A 17,539-nucleotide genomic window follows, 5' to 3' on the forward strand; every position below is an offset into this window, starting at 1 on the left:
GGTGCTGGTGAGCGGATGCCCGTCCGCGGGGGCCGGGGACGGGCATCCGTCGTGCTGTCGTGCTGTGGTGCTGGCGGTGCTGTGGTGCTTCGTTACTTGATGGCGGCCTGGATGTCGGCGGTCATCTTCTGCCACAGGGCGACCGGGTCACCCTTCTGGGAGATGATCGCGGCTTCGGTGACGCCCCAGAACTGCCAGACCTTGCCCATCTGCGGGATGCTCGGCATCGGGACGGCCGTGGCCGCGACCTTGCCGAAGCCGGCGGTGATCGGGTCGGAGCTGGCTGCCTCGAAGGCCGCGGTGTTGGCCGGGGCCCGCCCGCCGACCTTGTAGAGGGCGGTCTGCACCTTTTCGCTGCCGATGTAGTTGACCAGGAACTCGTTCGCGGCGAGGGCGTTCTTGCTCTTGGCGCTCACGACGAAGCCCTGCACGCCGACGAACGGCTGTGCGGTCTGGCCGCCGGCCGAGGGGATCGGGTCGACCGCGACAGTGATGCCGGCCTTCTGGGCGTCCGGGACGTTCCACGGGCCGGTGATCAGGAAGGGCGAGGCGCCGGCGAGGAACTTCTCCTTGGCGATGTCGCTCGTGACGTTGAGGCTCAGGTTGCCCGCTGCGCCCTGGGCGCCGAGCCAGGTCGCGAAGCCCTCTCCGCCGGCGTTGCCGATGGACAGGTCGTTGGCGTTGTAGCTGCCGTCGGCGTTGGTGCCGAAGACCGGGGCGCTGAAGGAGGTCTGGAACGGGTACAGGTGGTACGGGTCGGCGTCCGGGCCGAGCTGCACGAGGTACGGGAACTCGGTGCCGGCGGCCTTGCCCGCTGCGACCATGTCGTCGTAGCTGGCGGGAGCGGTCGGCGCGAGCGCGGTGTTACGGAGGAGCGCGATGTTCTCGATGGAATACGGCACGCCGTAGGTCTTGCCCTCGACGCTCATCGCCGTGACAGCGACCTTCTGGTAGTTGGCGGCGGTGTCGCCGAGTTCGACCGGCTGCACGACGCCGTTGGCGACGAAGTTGCCGAGCCAGTCGTGGGCGGCGATCGTGATGTCCGGGCCCTTGTCGGTGGGGACCTGGGCGACGAACTCGTCCTGAATCTTCGTGAAGTCCTTCTGGACCAGCTTCACCTCGACGCCGGTCTCCTGGGTGAACGCCGCGGCGGCATCCTTGAGCACGGGGGCGCGGTCGGCGTCGACCCAGACGGTCAGGCTACCGGTTCCGGCGGCGGCGGTGGCGCTCGCTGTGGAGGTGGCCCCTCCACCCGAACAGCCGGTCAGGGCCAGAGTCGCGGCCGCCAGTACGGCGCCGGCGGCAAGCAGGGCTTTCTTCTTCACCATCATTGGTGTGCCTCTCGTAGAACGAACAAATCAAAAGTGCAAGCGTTTACATTTCTAGTCGATGGACTGTTGATTGGCAATTCACAGCGCGATGGTATCTGAAAGTTTGTCGGAATCGTTTAAACATGGATTTCTGCAAACGCTTTCATGAGGGATTCCATGCAGTAAAGTTTTGGTCATGACAGGCTCCGAATGGTGGCGTACCGCCGTTATCTACCAGATCTACCCGCGCTCGTTTGCCGACTCGAACGGCGACGGTATGGGCGACCTCGCCGGCATTACCGGCCGCCTTCCCGCCCTGCAGGATCTCGGCATCGACGCCATCTGGCTCTCACCGTTCTATACGTCGCCCCAGCGTGACGCCGGGTACGACGTCGCCGACTATTGCAACGTCGATCCGCTCTTCGGCACCCTCGACGATTTCGCCACCCTGCAGGCCACGGCGCACGACCTCGGCATCCGGGTCATCGTCGACATCGTGCCCAACCACTCGTCCAGTGACCACCCCTGGTTCCAGGCCGCCCTCGCGGCCGGCCCCGGCAGCGAGGAGCGCGGGCACTATATCTTCCGCGACGGCAAGGGCGTCAACGGCCAGCTGCCGCCGAACAACTGGGAATCCGTCTTCGGCGGTCTCGCCTGGACCCGCGTCATGGAGGCCGACGGCACTCCGGGCCAGTGGTACCTGCACCTCTTCGACTCGAGCCAGCCGGACCTCGACTGGCAGAACCCCTGGGTCCGCGCACAGTTCCGCGACGTGCTGCGCTTCTGGCTCGACCGCGGCGCTGACGGCTTCCGGGTCGACGTCGCACACGGCATGATCAAGGCCGCAGGCCTCCCCGACTACACCCCACCCGCCGATGGCGGAAGCATGGGCGGGGCAACCGCCCTCGAGCCCGGCGTCGTCGCAGAACCGGCCGCGACCGCGCCGTACTGGGCGCAGCCCGGAGTACACGAGATCTACCGCGACTGGCGGCTCGTGCTCGACGAGTACCCCGGCGACCGGATCCTGGCCGCAGAGGCCTGGGTCGACCCGCTCAGCCACGTCGCCGAGTGGGTGCGCCCCGACGAGATGCACCAGGCCTTCAACTTCGCCTACCTCGAGACTCTCTGGGGCGGCCCCGGCCTCCGGCGCGTCATCGACGACTCCCTCGCCGCCTTCAGCGCGGTCGGGGCACCGAGCACCTGGGTGCTCTCCAACCACGATGTCGTCCGGCACGCCTCACGCCTCGCGCTCACGGGCGACAACCTGCAGGGCCACGGCATCGGCCCGAAGACGGTCGGCCTGCCCGATACCGTCGTCGGCCTGCGCCGCGCGCGGGCGGCATCCGCTCTCATGCTCGCCCTGCCCGGTTCGAGCTACCTGTACCAGGGTGAGGAACTCGGCCTGCCGGAGGTCGTCGACCTGCCTGACGCCTCACGCGAGGACCCGACCTGGTTCCGCACCAACGGCGAGCGCTACGGCCGGGACGGATGCCGCGTGCCGCTGCCCTGGGTCGCCTCGGCCCCGTCCTATGGTTTCGGCCCGACCGCGGCCAGCTGGCTGCCGCAGCCGGCCATCTGGGGCGAACTCGCCCGCGACGTGCAGGAAGGCGTGCCGACGTCGACCCTCGAGCTCTATAAGCTCGCCCTCCGGCTCCGGCGCGAGCACGACCTCGGACTCGGCTCCGTGTCCTGGCTCAACGGGCTCGGCGATGCGGTCGTCGCGTTCACGAACGGCAGCGTGACCGTCGTCGCGAACACGGGGGCGGCATCCGTCACCCTCCCCGCCGGCGAGGTACTGCTCACGAGCGAACCGCTCACCGGGCGAACCCTGCACGGCGACACCACCGCCTGGCTGCGCGCCTAGCTCCCGCCCTCACAGGCGCCTGCGTCAGGCGCCTGCGCCTGCGCCTGCGCCTGACGGTGCGCGCGCCTGGGCGGGTGCCCGAGCTCACGAAATGCAGGATCAGACCGCCACTGAGGCTCCCCCAGCCTCAACCGGCGCCTGGTCCTGCATTTCGCGTTGGCGCCGGCTGCGGCCGGACGCGCGATGCGGTCCAGAGGTGCTCGTCCCTGCGGATAAGCGCAAGGATTCCGGCTTCGACGCGTTCCCGGTCGTGCAGCAGCATCTTGTAGCTGATCCGGACGACGAGATACCCGAGCTGGACGAGTTCGAAGTCGCGACGGCGGTCGTTCTCGAACTCGATTCCGGTATGGAATCCTTCGCCGTCGAGTTCGAGCACCAGGCGCTCGCCCACGAGCAGGTCGACCCGACCGACGCCGCGGATGCGGACCTGGGTGCGCACGCGCATCCGCTGGCGCACGCAGAACAACCGCAACAGCGTCTCGAGCCCGGAGTCGCTGTTGCCGTCGACGAGCGCGAGCCGCGTCCGCTGGGCCGGGCTGAGGTTCGCGGAGAGTTCGGCGAGTGCGCCGGGAGCGAGTTCACGGAGGTTGAGCGCGGAGTCGACGGCGACGATCGCGGCGTCGCCCGGGTCGCAGAGGAACATCTCCGTGAGGGCACGGACGAGCGGGTCGCGCGAGCGCCCCGTACCCGGAGACCTGCTGTAGTGCACGCACACCCGATGCGCCTCCGCCTCGAGCTGTCGAGAGCGGTCGCCGGGGTCTCGTAACCGGCTCGCCGTCGCGGGGACACGGACGTGCAGCATCCGGTCGGGGAGGAGCCAGAGCCCGTGCAGCCGGGCAACGGATGCCCCGGTCAGCGTGCCGCCGACCCGCACGGCCCTGACCACATCGGTCGGAGCCTCGGGAACGGCGAACCACCCGTTCCGCACCCGGCGGATGGACCCGGCAGACACGGCCTGCAGGACCTGTGCCCTGGGCAGCCCCGCGTCCGCGAGCTGCCGGAGACTGGCGGCTCCTCCGACCCGCCTGATCACCGTCGCAGCATCCGTCATCACCACAGGTTGTCGCGGCAGGGCTCTCGCCGGGCGCCGCGGCCGGGATCTGTGGAGAACTCGCCCCACCGAACATCTACCGGTGCGAAATGCAGGATCAGAACGCCACTGAGGCTCCCCCAGCCTCAACCCGCGCCTGGTCCTGCATTTCGCGTTGGCGTGGCCGGCGTCGGTCATCGGGAGCCCCCAGCGTCGTCCCAGCCGACCCGCAGCCCCGAAGTGGGAGGATTGAGGGAGCGGCGCAGATTCGGCGCCCGCAGAAGGAGCACACCGTGACCGCCCCACAGACCGACAGCGTCGCCGGCACCCAGCAGAGCACGGATACCGACCTGGTCCAGCAGGAGAGCACCGATACCGACCTCGTCGTCGTCGAGCCCGGTTCAGGGAACCGAGGCGAGGCCCGTACCGGTGCCCACGACGCGGCACTGACCGAACTCCAGGCCGAGAGCGACGCCGAAAAGGCGCGCCACCACGAGATCAAGACCGAGCTCACGCGCTTCATGATGTCCTACAAGTTCGCGACCGACGAGATGATGACGAAGATCAACATTCTCAAGGAAGAGTTCGCGTCGATCCACGACTACAGCCCGATCGAGCACGTCAGCTCCCGGATCAAGTCGCCGGAGGGAATCCTCAACAAGGCCCTGCGCAAGGGCTGCCCGCTCGACCTCGAGGACATCCGCCGGCAGATCCAGGACATTGCGGGCATCCGGGTCACCTGCAGCTTCATCTCGGACACCTACCGGGTGCTCGACATGCTCACGAGCCAGGAGGACGTCACCGTCCTCGAGGTCAAGGACTACGTGACCACCCCGAAGTCGAACGGCTACAAGAGCCTGCACCTGATCGTCGCGATCCCGGTGTTCATGTCCGACCGGGTCGAGCCGGTCACCGTCGAGATCCAGATCCGCACCGTGGCGATGGACTTCTGGGCGAGCCTCGAGCACAAGATCTTCTACAAGTACCGTGGGGTCGTTCCGGCGAACCTCGTCGCCGAGCTCAAAGAGGCGGCGGATGTCGCCAATCGCCTAGACATCCAGATGGAGCGCCTGCACAATCAGGTCGTCGCCCTCGAACCCGCCGTACGGACAGGGGACGACCTGCTGAGCATCGCGGGGCTGACCCCGTTCGCCTTGCCGACGAGCCTGCTCGAGGCCATCGATCGCGGCCGGACGAGCGACGTCACCGACTAGCGACCAGCGACCAGCGCTAGTTGGTGTTGGCGCGGAGCCAGACGAGCGGGTCGACGTGGACGCCGTCCTTGCCGCCGAGGCGGATCTCGAAGTGCAGGTGCGGGCCGGTGGACATTCCGGTGTTGCCGACCTTGCCGATGACCTGGCCGACCTTGACGACGTCGCCGGTCTTGAAGAGCATCGAGCCGTGGATCATGTGCGCGTAGACGCTCGAGACGACCTTGCCGTCGATGACGTGGTCGATGATCATGTGCACGCCGAGGCTGCCTTCGCCGTCTTCGGTGAAGCTCACGACTCCGTCGGCAATGGACTGGATCGGGGCGCCGATGCCGGGGTTGAAGTCCTGACCCTGGTGGTCCGCGGAACAGCCGGCACAGTTGCGATAGCCGAACCGGTCACCGATGTGCACGCCGACCGCGAAGGGCCACTGGATCGTGCCGTTCGGGTTGTTGGTGAAGGTCGCTTCCATGCGGATGCCGCTCGCAGCGGCGACCTCGGCGATCGACTTCGATTCGAAACCATCACGCGTGACGGAAATCGTGTCTGTGCCGCCGTCCATGCTGAGCGTCTGCGCCGGTTCGACCGGCGAGGTCTGCGTGGAGAGCCGGGCTGCGGCCTGCACGTCGGCCGAGGAGAGCAGGGCTTCTGCGGGAAGCGAGGTGGACACGGCCATCAGGGCGACGAAGGCCATGGCGACGACGGTGAATCCGGTCGTGGCCAGGCGGCGCAGCTTCGGGGCCGGCCGCTGGGACGACGCCGGGGCGGCGGGGCGGTGGGTCGGCTGCTTCATCGTGCCGCTGCGGAGGGCGCGTGACGCGGTCCGTGATGTGGTCCGCGACGGGCGAACGGGCTGGGCGGCGTCGTCGAGGGCCCGGATCGCCCGGGCGGCACGGGCGGAGCCGTGGGAACCGGACTTCGCGGCGCGAGTGTGGGATCTGGTCGGCTGCGGGAGCGAGGTGGCCGCCGCGGCATCCGTCTGGAGCTGGTCGAGGTCGGTCTCGGGGGCGTCTGCGGCGGCGGGGGCCGCGATCAGGCGGTCGGAATCGTTGACCGTCACGGTGGCGAATACGGGTTCGGCGAGTTCATCGGCGAGAACCTGCACGGCGTCGGTGTTGAGTGCGACCGGTCGGGCGGCGCTCGGCACGGCGGAATCGGCGGGTGCGTCGGCTGCTGCTGCGCGGTGCGCTGCGGCCAGGGGTGCCGCGGCGAGGCGTTCCTGCTCGCGCAGTTCCCGGCGGGTCAGGGCGGCCGGATGTACGGGCACAGCAGTGCGGGCGGGCTGGACCAGAGCTGAGGAATCGCTCACCACCGGGCTTTCGGAGTCACTCGCGGCACGCGCAGAAGCGCGCGATGTGGAGGAGTGAGAAGACAAAGTCGGGTGGATTCTTTCGGCGCGGCGGACAGTGGCGAGCGTGGTCGTCTTGGCCAGGCCAAAGTAACGAATCACTACAGGCTAGCTCGCGAGGCTCGAATATTCCATTCCTTTGCACGTAATGACACCCCAATGCGGGGTTTTTTGCCGTCAGTCCTGGGGGCACGGTTAGGACCCGATTTCCGCTGTCACCCCGGAATCGCAGGGCACTCGGCGGCGGCGGCGCTACCGTTCCTGAGAACTCATAAATTGAGTGAAGAGCGGGGCCAGGATCGGCTCGAAATCGGCGTACAGGTCGGGCGCCCCGGCGATCAGGAGGTCGATTCCCTCGCGGTCCTCACCGAAGGCTCCGACCCGTGCGCCGGCCTCGCGGGCGACGAGCGCGCCCGCGGCCTGGTCCCACGGGTTTAGCCCGCGCTCGTAATAAAGGTCGAGGCGACCGGCGGCGACAGAACAGAGATCGAGCGCGGCCGAACCGATCCGACGGATGTCCCGAACCCGGTCGATCAGGCCGTGCACGACGTTCGCCTGCCTCAGCCGCACGGCCGCGCGGTAGGAGAAGCCGGTTCCAACCAGCGCGAGGTTGAGCGGAACGCCCGTCGCCACCTGGAGTCTGCTGCCATTGAGGTGGGACCCGCCGGAGGCGGAGGCGGTGAAGAGTTCGCCGAGCGCAGGGTTGAAGACGGCGCCGGCCAGGGTCGTCCAGGTCGCCGGGTCGTCGCCCTCGACGACGGCGATACTGACGCCCCATGCGGGAATGCCGTAGAGGAAGTTGACGGTGCCGTCGATCGGGTCGACGACCCAGGTCAGGCCGGAGGTGCCGGGGGTCGCCGCGGACTCCTCGCCGAAGAAGCCGTCATTCGGCCTGGCCTCGGCGAGCAGCGCCCGGATCAGGTTTTCGGTCTCCCGGTCGGCGAAGGTGACGATGTCCTCCGGCGAGGACTTGGACGCGGCGACCTCCACACCCTCCGCGCGTCGCCTGGCGGCCAGCTCTCCCGCGACGAGCGCGGTGTCCTGGGCGAGGCGGAGCAGTTCGGTCGGGGCGGGAATCGTCATGCTTCCACGCTAGACGACGCAGGGGAAGGCAGGACGGGAGACGCAAAAACCCCCGGAAACCAGGGCTTCCGGGGGTATTGGTTGTGGCAAGTGAGGGATTCGAACCCCCGAAGTCTACGACGGCTGATTTACAGTCAGATCCCTTTGGCCACTTGGGTAACTTGCCATTGCGCACCCGACCATGTGAAACCACCTGACCGGAGACGCTCAGACAGAATACAAGGGAATTGCCCCCGTGCGAAATTGCGTCCGGAACCATTGGTGTCGGCAGGCGGATGCGCCCGCTCGATATGATCGCTGAAGGGCCATTTCCCCCTGACTTGTGAGGAGCCGCATGGTCGGCATCGACGACGTCGCCCGCCAGGCTGGCGTGTCCACAGCGACGGTGTCCCGCGCCCTGAGCGGCAATGGCCACGTCTCCCCTGCCACCCGGCTCCGGGTCGAGACCGTTGCGGGGGAACTCGGCTACGTCGTGTCCTCGAACGCCTCGAGCCTCGCATCCGGTCGGATGAAGAACATCGGCGTCGTCGTGCCGTTCCTCGACCGCTGGTTCTTCTCCAACGTCGTCGAGGGTGCGCAGAAGGCCCTGCTCCGCGGCGGATTCGACCTCACCCTCTACAGCCTCGCCGGGGACTACGACGAACGCCGCAGCGTGTTCGAGCACTTCCTGCTGCGCCAGAGAGTGGATGCCGTCATCGCGGTCTCCCTCGAACTGAACCCGGACGAGGTGGCCCGGTTGCACGCGCTCGAAAAGCCGCTCGTCGGCATCGGCGGCCCGATCGCGGGCGTGCGAACCCTCACGATCGACGATGTCGCCGTCGCCCGGCTCGCGACGGAGCACCTGCTCGCGCTCGGGCACACCCGGATCGCGCACATCGGCGGCAACCTCGAACTCGACCTCGACTTCCACCTGCCGACGAACCGGCGCCTCGGCTACGAGCTCGCCCTGACCGGAGCGGGGATCACGCCCTCCCCCGCCCTGTTCCAGGCTGCGGACTTCACGGTCCGCGGCGGGTACCAGGCCGCCAAGCAGTTGCTCGGCAACCCGCACGAGCGCCCGAGTGCGATCTTCGCCGCATCGGACGAGATGGCGATCGGCAGCATTCTCGCCGCGCGCGACCTCGGGCTGGTCGTGCCGCGGGACGTGTCCGTCGTCGGCACGGACGACCACGAGCTCGCCGACTTCTTCGGGCTCACCACGATCGCCCAGTTCCCGCAGTGGCAGGGCGAAAAGGCCGTCGAGATCCTGCTCGACGAGCTGCAGCCGGGAAAGCACGATCCCGTGGAACTCGACACCGCCATCCCGTTCGACCTGATCGTGCGGTCGAGCACCGCCCGCCCGGCCCAGGGCTGAACCTCACCCGCGCGCGCCGCGTCGAATCCACGGCCGTCGTGGCCGAGTCGCACACGACGGGAGCCGGGGTGCGGATGCCGGGCGAAGCATCCGCCGATAACATTGCTGTCATGGCAGACTCAACGTTCGACATCGTCAGCAAGGTCGACCCGATGGAGGTCGACAACGCCCTCAACCAGGCCCACAAGGAAGTCGCGCAGCGCTACGACTTCAAGAACGTCGGCGCCTCGATCGAGATGAGCGGCGAAAAGGTGCTCATGAAGGCGAACTCGGAGGAGCGCGTCAAGGCGATCCTCGAGGTCTTCGAGTCCAAGCTCATCAAGCGCGGCATCTCACTGCGCAGCCTCGACGCGGGCGACCCGTACGCCTCGGGCAAGGAATTCCGGATCGAGGCCTCGATGAAGGCCGGCATCGACCAGGAGAACGCGAAGAAGATCGGCAAGATCATCCGCGACGAAGGCCCCAAGGGCGTCAAGAGCCAGATCCAGGGCGACGAGCTCCGGGTGAGCTCGAAGAGCCGCGACGACCTGCAGGCCACGATGGCACTACTCAAGGGCAAGGACCTCGACGTCGCCCTGCAGTTCGTCAACTTCCGCTAGACATCCGGGCATCCTCTTGACGCCGTTCGACACCATGGCGCTGGTGAGCCCGGACACCACCGCCGCGGACGTCGACGCCCACCTCGCCGTGTTCGGCGAGGTGGGCTGCGAACTGCTCGGGTCCTAGGCCGAGGCGGTCACTTCTGCCGGCGCTGAGGCGCGGGAGATGGCGACCATCTCGTCGCGGGGCACGACCTTGACCCGCACCCGGCCCTCTGCCGCGCCGAGCGCCTGCTCGTGCTGGTCGAGGCGGTGCCAGCCGTCGAGATTCGTGTACTCGACTCCGCGTTCGTCGAGGAGCGCGACGATGCTCTCCTCCGACGGGGATTCCGGGCGCCACCAGTTGCCGAGATCGTTGATCAGGTGCCGCACGGTTTCCATCGCGTCTGACTTGGTGTGCCCGATCAGTCCGACCGGCCCGCGCTTGATCCACCCCGTCGCGTACACGCCGTAGAGCTGCTGGTTGGCGCTGCCCGCACCGGACGACGGGTCGCCCTTGGAGAGCACCTGCCCCTCGCGGTTCGGGATCACACCGTGCTTCTTGTCGAACGGCACCCCGGGCAGCGGCGAGCCGAAGTAGCCGACCGCACGGTACACGGCCTGCACCGGCAACTCGCGGATCTCCCCGGTACCCACGACGCCGCCCTGGCCGTCGGGCGCGGTGCGTTCGTAGCGGATGCCGCCGACCCGGCCGGTGCCGTCGTCGATGAGTTCGAGGGGCTTGGCGAAGAAGTGCAGGTGCAGCCGGCGGCTCGCGCCCGCCTGCGGGTCCTCGGCCAGCTTGTGGGCGCGTTCACGCCACTTGCCGAGCACCTTGTCGATCACGAAGACCTGCTTGTTGCTCGCAACGGCGGCGCGCGCCGCGTCGTCGTAGTCGAAGTCCTCGTCGTAGACGACGATGTCGACATCGGGCAGTTCGCCGAGCTCGCGCAGTTCGAGGGGGGTGAATTTCACGGATGTCGGTCCGCGGCGCCCGAAGATGTGCACGTCGGTCACCGGTGAGGCCTTGAGCCCGTCGTAGACGTTCGCCGGGATCTCGGTGGGCAGCAGGTCGTCCGCGTGCTTGGCGAGGATCCGCGCGACGTCGAGGGCGACGTTGCCGTTGCCGATCACGGCGACCTGCTTCGCTTCGAGCGGCCAGGTGCGCGGGTAGTCGGGGTGCCCGTCGAACCAGCTCACGAAGCGCGCGGCGCCGTAGGAGCCGACGAGGTCGATGCCGGGAATCCTCAGGTCGGCGTCGCGCACGGCGCCGGTCGCGAAGATGACGGCGTTGTAGTGCTTCCGGAGGTCGTCGAGGGTGATGTCCTCGCCGAAGCGCACGTTGCCGAAGATGCGGATGTCGCCGCGGTCGAGCACGTCCCGCAGGGCCGAGATGATGCCCTTGATCCGGGGGTGGTCCGGTGCGACGCCGTACCGTACGAGCCCGTACGGCGCGGGGAGGTGGTCGAACAGGTCGATCGAGACGTCGAAGTTGCGTTCCGCCTTGAGCAGGATGTCCGCGGCGTAGATTCCGGCGGGGCCTGCCCCGACGATCGCCAGGCGTAGCTTCGCGGGTCGCTGGTCGGTGGGGCGCTTCTCGGTCATGACGACCTTTCTAACTTGATCGCTCGACGATCGTGTCGGCGAATCGGGTCAGCGCCTTCTTGACGGACCCGTCTGGGAGGGGGTCGAGGGAGGCAACGGCGTCGTGTGCCCAGCCGTGCGCCTCTGAGAGGGTCTGCGCGGTGACATCGTGGTCGCGGAGCGCTGCGATCGCGGAGTCCGCGGCCTCGCTCCGGGTGCCCTGGCTGCTCATGACGTCCCGTTCGAGGCGTTCGAGCAGGGCAGCGGATGCCGGGTCGTCGCCGGCGCGCTCGCGAAGCCTCAGCACGGGCAGGGTCGCAACGCCGGCGCGCAGGTCGGTGCCGGGCACCTTACCGGTCGCCTCGGGCTGCGGGGAGAGGTCGAGTACGTCGTCGATGAGCTGGAACGCGACGCCGATCTTCTCGCCGAAGCTCACGAGCGGCTGTTCGAATTCGTCGGGCGCGTCCGAGAAGATGATCCCGGCCTGGGCTGCTGCCGCGATGAGCGAGCCCGTCTTGTCGGCGAGCACCGAGATGTAGTGCTCGACCGGGTCGTCGCCGTCGTGCGGGCCGACGGTCTCGTGGAGCTGACCCATCACGAGCCGTTCGAACGTGTCGGCCTGCAGGCGGATGGCCCGCTCGCCGAGCTTGGCCATCAGCTGGCTCGCCCTGGCGAACAGGAGGTCGCCGGTGAGGATCGCGATCGAGTTGCCCCAGACCTTTTGCGCGCTCGGGACGCCGCGGCGCTGACCGGAGTCGTCCATGACGTCATCGTGGTAGAGCGAGGCGAGGTGGGTGATCTCGATCGCGGTGGCCGCGGTGACGACGTCGGTCAGGTTGCCGCTGCCGAGGTGAGCGGTGAGCAGGGCCAGCATCGGGCGCACGCGCTTGCCGCCGGCTTCGAGAAGGTACCGGGTGGTGACGCTCGCAACCTCGTCGGCGAACACGACCTCGGCGAAGAGACTCGCCTCGACCTGCTCGAGGCCGACATCGATGCCGGCGGCCAGGCCACGGTCATTCGCTGTCGAGAAGATTCGATCGCTGAGGCCGATCTGGCTCGTCACGGAGGAGCCGCGCCGGAACAGGGGAACGCTCGGTTTCACTCTGACAGCCTATCCATTGGGGTCTGGGAGTTTCAGTCGGCCGGGACAGCCGCAGGCGCGGGAGCGGAGGCGGCTTTGATACCGCGGTGCAGTGTCACGATACCGAGGGTGAGGTTGCGGTAGGCGACGGACTCGTAGCCGGCCTCGCGGAGCCATCCGCTGAGCACGGGCTGGGTCGGCCAGGCGGCGATCGATTCGCCGAGGTAGTCGTACGCCTCCGCGTTCGAGGAGGCGAGCTTGACGACCCGGGGCATCACGTGGTTGAGGTAGGCGAAGTAGCCGTTTCGGACGACCGGGTTCGGCGGCGTGGAGAACTCGCAGATGACCACGCGACCGCCGGGCTTGGTGACGCGGAAGAATTCGGCGAGCGCCTTGCGCGGTTCGACGACGTTGCGCAGGCCGAAGGAGATCGTGACGACGTCGAATTCGTCGTCGTCGAAGGGCAGTGCCGTCGCGTCCGCCTGCACGAACTCGACGAGCGGGTTGCCGGCATGGCGTTCCCGGCCGACCTGGATCATCCCGGCGGAGAAGTCCGCGGCGACGACGTGGGCGCCGGTGTGGGTCAGGGCGACGCTCGAGGTGCCTGTGCCCGCTGCGATGTCGAGGATGCGCTCGCCCGCTTGCGGGTTGACGGCGCGAGTGGCCGCGAGCCGCCAGAGGGCGGCATTTCCGACCGAGAGAACCGCGTTTGTGCGGTCGTAGTGCGTCGACACCTGATCGAACATGGCAGCGACCTGCTCCGGCTGCTTACTGAGGTCTGCTCTGTTCACTCCAACAGTCTAGGTTGCCGTTCCCCGCTGATCCTGCGAAGCCGGTGATAGGGCGGTTATCGCCCCGGAAGCCGGTGTCCGCGGCGGCTGGCATAGGCTGGGCAGGTGAATGTGCAGGCCTTGACGGTTGAAACCACTCCCATTGCCGACATTCGACAACTGGTCCTTCTTCTCGACGCCCAGAAGCCGCTGCTCTGGATGCGTCGCAACCAGGGCCTGGCCGGCCTCGGCTCGGCCCTGCGGCTCGAATTCTCGGGCCCGACGCGCATGACGGATGCCGCGAGCGCGTGGCGGGACGTCGTCGCCGCATCCACGGTGACCGATCCGCTCGCGCGAACGGGCACCGGCCTGCTGGCATTCGGAACCTTCGCCTTCGACGACGAATCCGCCGAGACGAGCGTGCTCCTCGTCCCGGAGGTCATCGTCGGGCGTGAGGACGGCCTGTGCTGGGTCACCCGGATCTGGCCGACCGGCGGCACCCCTCCGGAGATTCCGGTGGCGCTGCATCCGCTCGGCACCGAATACCGCATCTCGCTGCTCTCGGGCACGCTGCGGCCCGAGGCCTACAAGGCCGCCGTCGATGAGGCGGTCGTGCGTCTCTCCGCCGGCGAGGTCAACAAGGTCGTGCTCGCCAGGGACCTCCGCGGGCACCTTCCGGCCAAGTCGGACCTGCGCCGCACGATCAGCGAACTCGCACTCGGCTACCCGGACTGCTGGACCTACGCCGTCGACGGCCTCGTCGGGTCGAGCCCTGAAACCCTGATCCGCGCCGACAACGGCGAGGTCAACGCCCGGGTGCTCGCCGGGACCGTCTCGCGCGGCGCAGACGCCGCGGCGGACCTCGAGGCCGCCGCCGCGCTCGCGACGAGCGCGAAGGACGGCGACGAACACGCCTTCGCGGTGCAGAGCGTGCTCGCCTCGCTGCGTCCGCACACCTCGCACCTGCTCACGAGCGAGCTGCCGTTCACGGTCAAGCTCCCGAACCTGTGGCACCTCGCGACGGATGTCGAGGGCACCCTCTCCGACGGATCGACGTCCCTCGACCTCATCGCCGCCATGCACCCGACGGCGGCGGTCGCGGGAACACCGACGCAGGCCGCCCTTGCGCTCATCCGCGAACTCGAGCCCTTCGACCGCGGCCGGTACGCCGGGCCGGTCGGCTGGGTCGGCGCGGACGGCGACGGCGAATGGGCGATCGCGCTGCGCTGCGCCCAGGTCACGCCGACCGGGGACGTCACGGCATACGCCGGTTGCGGCATCGTGCTCGGCTCAGAGCCCGACCGCGAGCTCGCCGAGACCCGCATGAAGTTCCGCCCCATCGTAGAGGCCTTCGGCTAACCCCCGCCCCTCCCCGGCTACCTCCCGCGAGAGTGCACTTTCGGCCCTTAACCGGGTGGTTTAAGGGCCGTTTCCGCACTCTCGCGAGGGAGAAGCGGGCGGGCTTGGTCAGGGGCGCCAGCCGCGGAACCGCAGCGCTGCGTCGACTTTTCGGATGACGGTGGCGGGACGGTTGTGCAAGTGCGATTTGTTGATGCGGATGTGCCGCCACCCGGCCTCCACGATGCTGTCGATCCGATCGACGTCCCAGTGATACTGCTCTTCGTCGGTCCGGTGCTGTTCGCCGTCGTACTCGACGACTACTCGGTACTCCCGGTAGATGAGGTCGCCGGTCGCGATCTTCGTTCCCGAGCTGTCGAAGATCTCACCGTTCACCTCCGGCTCGGGCAGGTGCGCACGTACCAGCAGGAGCCGCAGCACGGTCTCCTTGGGAGAATCCACGCCGGGACGCACCCACGCCAGAGCCTCCCGCAGTTTCCGGGCACCACGATGCCCCGCATAGCGTGAGACCGCACGGCGCAACTCGTCCATGGTCGCGAGCGGCTTCTTGCGGCGCACGAGGGCGTCTCCCATCACGATCAGGTCGTCGACGCCGAGCATGGTGGACAGCTGGCACCAGGTATCCACTGGCGAGGTGGCGCGTAGCCCGCGCACCTCGACGATCCGGATGCTCCCGGCCGTCACGTGGTGCGCGGCAACACCGCGTCCACGTTCGCGGAGCTCCTGGCGTTCGGTACTGACGTGCACTGTTCGGGCGCGGGCGAGCCAGGCCGGGAGCGGTAGGGCGTGCACTCGGGCTGCCGAGACATGACTGAAGAAGTCGCCCGCGGACATCCGCTCGCCATATGCCGTGATGAGCGCGTCGGGAGTGGCCTGATCGTGCACCGGTGTGCGGATGCCGGCAAACGGCTTGACCAGGTCGCCCGCGCGCATCCGCTTGGTGCTGAGACCAGCGGAGGTGCCCGTGTGAGTGCGAAAGGCACGACCGTGCAGGGCCGGCGGCAGGCGCGGGATCCTTTTCATCCCACGATGATGGCTGAGCGCCCGTTGCTGCGCTCGAACTATCCACAGGCGCGCGTCCAGCGCTCGAACACCCCGGGTGTGGGCTCGCGAGAGTGCACTTTTGGCCCTTAAGAGCGCGGTTTAAGGGCCAAAAGTGCACTCTCGCGGGAGAAACGGGAAGGACGGCAGGAGTGGCCGGGCAACGGCGGGGCGGATGGGGCGGGTCAGGTGGCTGCGAGGCGCGCCTTTTCGGCGGCCACGTCGAAGGCTGCGGGCGGCCAGTCGAGGTTCAGTCGCTCGAGGGCGTCGATCAGCAGGTGCTGCACGGCGAGGCGCGCGTACCACTTCTTGCCGGCGGGAACGACGAACCACGGTGCGTCAGGCGTCGAGGTGCGTTCGAGGGCGAGCTGGTAGGCCGCCTGGTAGTCGGCCCAGCGCATCCGCTCGTCGACGTCGGCCGGGTTGTACTTCCAGTATTTGTCGGGGCGCTCGAGGCGCTCGAGCAGCCGCTCCTTCTGGTCGGCCGAACTGATCTGCAGCATGACCTTGATGATCGTGGTGCCGTCATCGACGAGGTCCTGCTCGAATTGGCGGATCTGCCCGTACCTGGCCTCGATCTCCTCGGCGGGAGCGAGCTCGTGCACGCGGGCGATCAGCACGTCCTCGTAGTGCGAGCGGTCGAAGACCCCGATCAGGCCGGGACCCGGCACACGGCTCCGTACCCGCCAGAGGAAGTCGTGCGCGCGTTCCTCCGCGGTCGGCGCCTTGAACGCGGTGAGGCGCACACCCTGGGGGTCGACGGACCCGACGACGTGCCGCACGATACCGCCCTTGCCCGCGGTGTCCATGGCCTGCAGCACGAGGAGCACCTTGCGGCCACCGCCGTCATCAGCCGCGGCCCGGCTGTTGGCGTAGAGCTTCTCCTGCAGAGAATCGAGCAGGCCGACACCCGAGGCGAGCGCCTTGTCGGCGTTCTTCTTCGCGACGCCGTCGAAACCGGGGGTCGCGTCGGGGTCGACGGCGGCGAGCCGGAATCCGGGGCCGACGCGGAGCGTCTCGATCGGGTCTGAGTCCCAGAACTTGTGGTCGAGCCCGCTCATGATGATGCACCCTTCGTCGAAAACTGCAGGAAGACTGACACTGTGCAGCCGGGCCCACGCGAGGCCATGCAGAAAACCTAGCGCGTGAGCGGCACCTCGAGCAGGCTCGGTCCGAGCGGCGGCGCGGTGAGCGCCCGCTCGAGATCGCTGCGGGTCGCCGCCCGGACGTACTCCCAGCCGTACGCTGCGGCGAGCGCGGAGAGGTCGACGCCGTGCGGCGTGTAGAGCACCCGGCTGATCTGGTCCTGTGGGGCGGATGCCGCGACCTCGAGCCCGTCGAAAATGGTTCCGCCGCCGTCGTTGCCGACGATGACCTGCAGCCGGGCCCGCGCCTCACCCGGGACCAGCAGCATCGATCCGGCGTCGTGCAGCAGGGCGAGGTCGCCGAGGAGCAGCCGGGTCATGCCGGTCGAGCGGGGCTCGCTGCCGTCCTGGAACGCCTGGCTGGCGAGCGCGATGCCCGTCGCGGTCGCGATCGTGCCGTCGATGCCCGCGAGACCGCGGTTCGAGTGCACGGAGATCTTCTTGCCCGGCACCCGCCGGTCCGCCTCGCGGATCAGCCGGGACGCGCCGAGCACCAGCCTGTCGTGTGGCCAGGAGGCCCTCCAGACGGCGTCGACGAGCATGCTGCGGGTGACGGGAGCGCGGAGGGCGGCGAATTCGGCGCGCGTCATCCCGTGGGCGCCGAAGGGGACATCCGCTTCGTCGGTCGCCGCGTCGAGAACCCGCCTGCTCGTCATCACCCAGCTGCCGAGCCAGGCCCGGCCGTCGCGGGTTTCCGCCGCAGCTGTTGCGGATGCGCCGACGCGCGCCGCGCGGGCGAACGTGCGCACCCGGTGTCCCGGGTTGTACCACTCGGCACCGG

At 68.5% G+C, this 17,539-nt stretch carries 14 protein-coding genes, 1 tRNA gene and 1 pseudogene; 5 read left to right on the forward strand and 11 right to left on the reverse strand.

Features of this window, described 5'->3' with window-relative positions:
• Nucleotides 1–92: 92 nt before the first annotated feature.
• Nucleotides 93–1,331 (reverse strand): sugar ABC transporter substrate-binding protein, encoded by a 1,239-nt coding sequence (locus tag QN350_RS11675; RefSeq protein ID WP_281533316.1) that lies wholly within the window; start codon nt 1,329–1,331, stop codon nt 93–95.
• Between the two features lie 175 nt (nt 1,332–1,506).
• Between QN350_RS11675 and QN350_RS11680 the strand changes: the two genes are divergently transcribed.
• Entirely contained in the window at nt 1,507–3,174 is a 1,668-nt protein-coding gene (locus QN350_RS11680; protein ID WP_322138253.1) for an alpha-amylase family glycosyl hydrolase, read from the forward strand.
• 127 nt (nt 3,175–3,301) lie between these two features.
• On the opposite strand, the gene QN350_RS11685 is transcribed toward QN350_RS11680, so the two are convergent.
• The gene (locus tag QN350_RS11685; protein ID WP_322138254.1) at nt 3,302–4,225 is read right to left on the reverse strand and encodes an endonuclease domain-containing protein; all 924 of its coding nucleotides are present in this window, start codon (nt 4,223–4,225) and stop codon (nt 3,302–3,304) included.
• 272 nt (nt 4,226–4,497) lie between these two features.
• Between QN350_RS11685 and QN350_RS11690 the strand changes: the two genes are divergently transcribed.
• Complete coding sequence (locus QN350_RS11690) at nt 4,498–5,418, forward strand: GTP pyrophosphokinase family protein (protein WP_322138255.1); 921 nt, start codon at nt 4,498–4,500, stop codon at nt 5,416–5,418.
• A 16-nt stretch (nt 5,419–5,434) separates the two neighbouring features.
• On the opposite strand, the gene QN350_RS11695 is transcribed toward QN350_RS11690, so the two are convergent.
• The 3 genes from QN350_RS11695 to QN350_RS11705 form a co-directional block, all read right to left on the reverse strand.
• On the reverse strand, nt 5,435–6,724 hold the full coding sequence (locus QN350_RS11695) for a M23 family metallopeptidase (protein WP_322138256.1): 1,290 nt from the start codon (nt 6,722–6,724) through the stop codon (nt 5,435–5,437).
• A 291-nt stretch (nt 6,725–7,015) separates the two neighbouring features.
• On the reverse strand, nt 7,016–7,846 hold the full coding sequence (locus QN350_RS11700) for an inositol monophosphatase family protein (RefSeq protein ID WP_322138257.1): 831 nt from the start codon (nt 7,844–7,846) through the stop codon (nt 7,016–7,018).
• A gap of 84 nt (nt 7,847–7,930) precedes the next feature.
• A tRNA-Tyr gene (locus QN350_RS11705) sits at nt 7,931–8,012 on the reverse strand.
• 168 nt (nt 8,013–8,180) lie between these two features.
• On the opposite strand from QN350_RS11705, the gene QN350_RS11710 reads away from it, so the two are divergent.
• Together QN350_RS11710 and QN350_RS11715 are read left to right on the forward strand one after the other, a co-directional pair.
• The gene (locus tag QN350_RS11710; protein ID WP_322138258.1) at nt 8,181–9,200 is read left to right on the forward strand and encodes a LacI family DNA-binding transcriptional regulator; all 1,020 of its coding nucleotides are present in this window, start codon (nt 8,181–8,183) and stop codon (nt 9,198–9,200) included.
• 110 nt (nt 9,201–9,310) lie between these two features.
• On the forward strand, nt 9,311–9,799 hold the full coding sequence (locus QN350_RS11715; RefSeq protein WP_134448794.1) for a YajQ family cyclic di-GMP-binding protein: 489 nt from the start codon (nt 9,311–9,313) through the stop codon (nt 9,797–9,799).
• A gap of 123 nt (nt 9,800–9,922) precedes the next feature.
• Here the strand turns inward: QN350_RS11715 and QN350_RS11720 are convergent, their stop codons facing one another.
• The 3 genes from QN350_RS11720 to QN350_RS11730 are packed head-to-tail and all read right to left on the reverse strand — an operon-like array spanning nt 9,923 to nt 13,189.
• Complete coding sequence (locus tag QN350_RS11720; RefSeq protein ID WP_322138259.1) at nt 9,923–11,383, reverse strand: FAD-dependent oxidoreductase; 1,461 nt, start codon at nt 11,381–11,383, stop codon at nt 9,923–9,925.
• A 10-nt stretch (nt 11,384–11,393) separates the two neighbouring features.
• Entirely contained in the window at nt 11,394–12,464 is a 1,071-nt protein-coding gene (locus QN350_RS11725) for a polyprenyl synthetase family protein (RefSeq protein WP_322138260.1), read from the reverse strand.
• A 32-nt stretch (nt 12,465–12,496) separates the two neighbouring features.
• Entirely contained in the window at nt 12,497–13,189 is a 693-nt protein-coding gene (locus tag QN350_RS11730) for a class I SAM-dependent methyltransferase (protein ID WP_416347731.1), read from the reverse strand.
• Between the two features lie 156 nt (nt 13,190–13,345).
• On the opposite strand from QN350_RS11730, the gene QN350_RS11735 reads away from it, so the two are divergent.
• Nucleotides 13,346–14,572, forward strand: coding sequence for an isochorismate synthase (locus tag QN350_RS11735; protein ID WP_322140351.1), 1,227 nt, complete (start codon nt 13,346–13,348; stop codon nt 14,570–14,572).
• Nucleotides 14,573–14,680: 108 nt separating this feature from the next.
• Here the strand turns inward: QN350_RS11735 and QN350_RS11740 are convergent, their stop codons facing one another.
• The 3 genes and pseudogenes from QN350_RS11740 to QN350_RS11750 all read right to left on the reverse strand — a co-directional run.
• The gene (locus QN350_RS11740; RefSeq protein ID WP_322138262.1) at nt 14,681–15,595 is read right to left on the reverse strand and encodes a DUF559 domain-containing protein; all 915 of its coding nucleotides are present in this window, start codon (nt 15,593–15,595) and stop codon (nt 14,681–14,683) included.
• Nucleotides 15,596–15,798: 203 nt separating this feature from the next.
• Nucleotides 15,799–16,674, reverse strand: a complete 876-nt coding sequence (locus QN350_RS11745; protein WP_322138263.1) for a polyphosphate kinase 2 family protein — start codon at nt 16,672–16,674, stop codon at nt 15,799–15,801.
• A gap of 77 nt (nt 16,675–16,751) precedes the next feature.
• Nucleotides 16,752–17,539 (reverse strand): annotated as a pseudogene (locus QN350_RS11750) (2-succinyl-5-enolpyruvyl-6-hydroxy-3-cyclohexene-1-carboxylate synthase); the annotation flags it as partial.

This window comes from Cryobacterium sp. 10I5, from assembly GCF_035019865.1.
Lineage (GTDB): Bacteria > Actinomycetota > Actinomycetes > Actinomycetales > Microbacteriaceae > Cryobacterium > Cryobacterium breve_A.